The 5,507-nt window shown below is 48.1% G+C and carries 3 protein-coding genes; all 3 read right to left on the reverse strand.

What is annotated here, in order from left to right; translation table 11 throughout:
• Positions 1-250: 250 nt before the first annotated feature.
• Positions 251-526: an RNA-binding S4 domain-containing protein gene (locus tag WEIDD23_RS10415; RefSeq protein ID WP_010373881.1), complete on the reverse strand. Its 276-nt coding sequence runs from the start codon at positions 524-526 to the stop codon at positions 251-253.
• Positions 526-2,115: a polysaccharide biosynthesis protein gene (locus WEIDD23_RS10420; RefSeq protein ID WP_010373883.1), complete on the reverse strand. Its 1,590-nt coding sequence runs from the start codon at positions 2,113-2,115 to the stop codon at positions 526-528. Before WEIDD23_RS10420 ends, WEIDD23_RS10415 begins: the two co-directional genes overlap by 1 nt.
• Positions 2,102-5,507 (reverse strand): transcription-repair coupling factor (gene mfd / locus WEIDD23_RS10425; RefSeq protein ID WP_242865512.1); only part of this gene is annotated, 3,406 nt, incomplete at its 5' end. The genes mfd and WEIDD23_RS10420, both read right to left, overlap by 14 nt.

The raw sequence follows: 5,507 nt of genomic DNA on the forward strand, positions 1-5,507 counted from the left end.
AGACATCATGCCGCTGACCCCCTACTGTCTGATTGGCAACGTTATTGATAGACAATTCTTTTTCTCGATACCTTTACGTTTTACACTGTACAGTACAAGTAGGCTTTTCTTAAGCGTAATTACCTTTCCTTAACATTTTCGTATCAAAACCTAACGGATAGTTATCCACAGAGTTATCCCACCTTAATCCACACATAGTTTAGACACAAAAAGCACCGCAAATGCGGTGCTTTTTTCTCACAACTGTCAATTATGCTTCTTCGTTGAAGTTTTGTTCGTATGACTCTGATACAATGCTGTACATGTGTTCAGCTTCTTCCTTACGAACCGTCTCCTTGGTACTCTCAACCTTCATGATTGATGTCTTGTTACCAAAACGAATCGTCAATTCATCCCCAGCCTTAACATCGCTTGATGACTTGGCCGTCTTGCCGTTGATATCAATACGACCTTGGTCTGAGATTTCCTTCGCAACCGTACGACGCTTAATTAGACGTGATACCTTCAAATACTTATCTAAACGCATTATTCTTTTCCTCGTTTCAATATTGCATATAGGCGGTCACCCTTTGGCAACGCCTCCCACTCTTCCGTGGTTAACAAATCTGTCGTTGCCACCATCACTACGAAAGCAACGGCCCCAACAATAACGGCCACCACAGCCGTTAGAACGCTTGCCCCACGCGATACACCGAACAGGTTATCACTGACCAGGGTTGCCATTTTGGCGAAGACGCCAGTAACCACTAACGTCCCAAATAATTTTAGCCACCAATTTTGCGGTAACCACCCTTGCCACAAAGTCCGTGGTAATCGTAGTAAAGCATACCCCAAAATCGGTAAAAGCGCGACTGTTGTGGCGATTGACGCGCCAGTTATGCCCCAGTGTGGAATTAACCATACATTCAGGCCAGCCTTAACCGTCATCGTCACCCAGACAAACCAAATGAGCCCCCGGGTGCGATCAAAACTTTGTAAGGCACTCGTTGCAATGGTCATCAACGTCGCCGGCACAATCGCCAACACAAACCATGACAAAGCAGCGCTACCTTCGCGGGAACCAAACAACAGCTGATTGACCGCGGGCATCACCGCAACTAAGCCAATCGCTGAGACTCCGGACAAGATAATCGCCAAACGCATCGTTAACTGAAAATCATGACGTAACGCTACGTTATCTTGGCGCACAAAATGCTGGCGGAGTGCTGGCAACAGCGACGTACTCAATCCCGTCGCTAGGACCATCCCCAATTGTACTAATGGTTGGCCACGATCGTAGACCCCTTTTGTATATTCGGCTTTGGTCGCCGATAAACCAAACGTTTCTAACAAGGCCTTGGTCGAAAACGAATCCACCAATTGCAGTAACACTAACAGTGCTGCTAACAATGCCAACAGCCCGCCTTCAAACCATAAGCGCTTGAATAGGTGGCGCCAGGTAATCGTTTTATCTTGCTTAACAGTCAACGTAATCGGCTGTTGCCACACACCCCGTAGTGTTCGTACCAAAAACAAGGTCGCCGCCAATCCAGCAATGGTCGCGCCAAACGTGGCCCATTCACCAATTCGGTAATCTGACCATCCCGTGTGAACACCCCACCAGGCAACCCCGATGATAATTGCCACACGGACAATCTGCTCAACTACCTGCGATGTGGCTGTTGGAATCATATTGCGTTGGCCTTGCGCAAAACCGCGACCAACTGCCAAAAATGGCATAAACCAAAACATCCATGCAACCGCGCGGATTACTGGTGTTAGACGAATATTGCCCCCCATCGCCAAAGCCAGCGCTGGCGCACCGCCAAAGACAATTGTAAAGAGGACCGCACTAATCCCGACTAACGACCAAAATAAACGCCGCGCTACCAGTTGTTGATGCGCATCGTCTGGCTGTTCCGTAATAATTTTTGATATAAACAATGGCCAGCCACTCAGCGCTAACACCATGCCGATACCATAGATTGGATAAACTTGTTGATACACATAAAAACCAGTATTACCCACCAAATTTTGGAACGGCACCCGGTAAATCGCGCTCAACACCTTAGCAACTAATCCAGCGGCTGCCAAGACACCGGCGCCCGCCATTAAATTTTGACTACTTTTGCTCATTTGTCACCGTCTCTTCTGGCGCTAACAAATTGAATAACGTTAGCAAACCAAATAGCCAATCTTCAGCCGTTTGGTTTGGTTGAATTGGAATCTCGGCTTGAACTGGCGCATCCTGCTTGACTTGCCCACGCACCTTTGCCAACGTCAACGCCTTTTGGAAAGTATCTGCCGTCACTGACGCACGTGGATCGAAGTTCACTAACAACACGTTTTGTCGTTTGAAGTCTCGACGCAACGTTGCCAAACCGGCGCGATCAGCAGCTGCCTTAACACGACCAACTAGCAACAAGCGTTGGGCCGCTTCCGGCAATTCACCGAAGCGATCCAACAAATCGTCTTCAATTTCTTCGAACGCCGCGGTCGTCTTGGCCTTGCGAATACGCTGATAGAGATCAATCTTTTGTGGTCCATCAGCGACATAATCAGTTGGCAAGTAGGCTTCAACCTGTACATCCAACTCAGCATCAAAACTCTTTTTGCGCTTACCCTGTTTCTCAGCGACTGCTTCGTTCAACATTTGCGTGTACAGATCATACCCAACCGCATTAATAAAGCCGTGTTGTGACTGTCCAAGCAAATCACCAGCCCCACGAATTGATAAATCACGCATCGCAATCTTAAAACCTGAGCCCAACTCTGTGAAATCACGGATGGCGGTCAAACGTTTCTCTGACTCTTCATTCAACGAGCGTGTACCAGGGTACGTAAAGTAGGCATACGCAATGTTGTTCGAACGGCCGACACGGCCACGGAGCTGGTACAGTTGTGCCAAGCCCATGTGATCAGCGTTTTCAACGAACAACGTATTCGCATTTGGAATATCGACCCCAGTTTCGATGATGGTTGTCGTTACCAACACGTCGTACTCACGATTAATAAAATCAACCAGAATACCTTCCATTTGCGCTTCTGTCATTTGACCGTGGATATAACCCACGCGCGCTTCTGGCACCAGCGATTCAATCATCCCCGCCACCTGCGCAATGTCTTCAACACGATTATGCAAATAGTACGTTTGCCCACCACGAGACATCTCACGTTCGATTGCGCTTGCCGTTACGCGGCCATTTTGCTCCATCACATACGTTTGAATTGGGTAACGATTGGCCGGTGGCGTCTCAATGACAGACAAGTCACGCACACCGACCATTGCCATATTCAAAGTACGTGGGATTGGTGTGGCCGTTAACGTCAACACGTCGACGTTGGTCTGCAACGCCTTCAGTCGTTCTTTGTGCTTCACACCAAATCGTTGTTCCTCATCAATGATTAGCAAGCCCAAGTCGGCAAAATCCATGTCCTTCGACAAAATCCGGTGAGTACCAACGACGATGTCAATTGTGTGGTCTTTCAAGCCCGCTTTGGTTGCATCCATTTGTTTCTTGGTTTGGAAACGCGACATTATCGCCACATTCACACCGAATCCGTCAAAGCGATTCAACATTGATTCGTAGTGCTGTTGCGCCAAAATCGTTGTTGGCACCAACATGGCAACCTGTTTACCAGCGTGGGCTGCCTTAAAGGCTGCACGCAACGCAACTTCTGTCTTTCCAAAACCAACGTCCCCAACCAACAGGCGATCCATCGGCCGGGTCTTTTCCATATCCGCTTTAATTTCTTGGGTTGAGCGAATTTGATCAGGTGTTTCGGGATATGGAAAGGCATCTTCAAAGTCCCGAATCACATCATCATCTTGAGGAAAAGCGAAGCCTTGCTTCAATTCACGCTCGGCATATAGCTGAAGCAGCTCGTCCGCAATATCTTCAACCTTCTTAGCAACCTTAGCTTTCGCCTTTTGCCATTCAGTTCCCCCAAGTTTATTAATCTTGGGGGCCTTTTCAGCCGCACCGACATACTTTTGCACCAAGTCTAATTGCGTGACCGGTATGAAAATTTTCGCATCTTGTTGGTATGCAATCGTGATGTAATCTTGCTTCACCCCACGATTTTCAATCGTCTGCATCCCTTCATAGACACCGACACCGTGATTAATGTGAACCACATAATCCCCTGGCTTCAGTTCGTTATAACTCTTAATGCGTTCCGCGTTCGACAACGTTTGGCGCTTAGGTGCACGCTTACGAACTTGTTGAAAAAGCTCACGTTCAGTCAATACAACCAAGTTTTGAGCCGGCAATTCAAAGCCCGCACTCAACGGCAAGGTCGTGACCTGTGTCCGGCCAGGCGCCAAGGCATCTGGTGCAACATCATTCACCTTCACCCCAAAATCATTAAGGGTTTGAACCAACTTTTCCCGTCGATCAGGCGTATTGGTTAGGAACAAAATTGTTTGGTTTTGCTTCTGCCAACGCGCAATTTCATTCTTTAGCAATGGCATTTGACCAAAAAATTGTTGCGCTGGGCGCACGGTCAAATTCGTCAAACTCGTTTGCCGTAATTGACCGATACCACGTTGCAGAGGTGAAAACACCAAACTGGTTTGGCGTACGTCTCGGGCCAAATCGCTCAATTCCCAACCAAAATCAGCCGTTGGCAAAACCAAATTATCCGCCAAGCGATCGGTCCACCAATTATTGTTATCTAATGCCATTTGACCCGCGTTTTCAAGCGCACGGGGATAGTCATCAAACACTGCAATACCGTCTGCCGGCAAGTAATCTAACAGACTTACCGCATCAGGGTAGAGTAAATGCAAATATTGGCGTACCTCGGGCAACAAATCCCCTTGAGCCATCACCGTTAACAACGGATCGAGTGCTTCCGTTAAATGACGCTTGGCAGCGCCGTCTAACTTATCGCGTGTTTCCGTCATCGCAACTTCTAAGCGCGTCGTAGCAGCTTGCAAATCAGCGGCATCAATGACCAAATCCGTTGCGGGTAAAATCGTCACGTGTTCAAGATTTTCCAAACTGCGTTGCGTCTCTGCATCAAAGCTACGTAATGAATCCAACGCCGTATCAAAGAAATCCAAGCGCACCGGATAATCCGCATCCAATGGGTAAATATCAACAATTGACCCACGGACCGCGAATTCACCTGGCTGTTCAACGCTGCCATTCCGTTGATAACCCATTTGGTATAACGTTGCTTGCAACTCCGCTAATTCATATTCATGATCAAAATCAATTTCAAGTGCTGCAGCGGCGAAGGTTGCCACTGGTGGTAAGTAGCGTTGCACCCCGGCAACACCGGTGACCACAACCGCCTGTGGATCCGTCAACAACAAATGCAATGCTTGCACACGTGCTAAACGGGTATCCAAAGACGTCACAGCAATTTCCGCAGATAACGTCTCTTCCGTTGGGAAAACCGCCACGTGTTCGTCGCCAACCATCGCTGCTAAATCTTCGGCCAACTGATCGGCGTGGAACTGACTGTCACCAACAATCACCATGGGGCGCTGGATATTTTCATGCAGTGCTGCCAAATAA

Origin of the sequence: Weissella sp. DD23, from assembly GCF_001579105.1 — a bacterium.
GTDB lineage: Bacteria > Bacillota > Bacilli > Lactobacillales > Lactobacillaceae > Weissella > Weissella cibaria.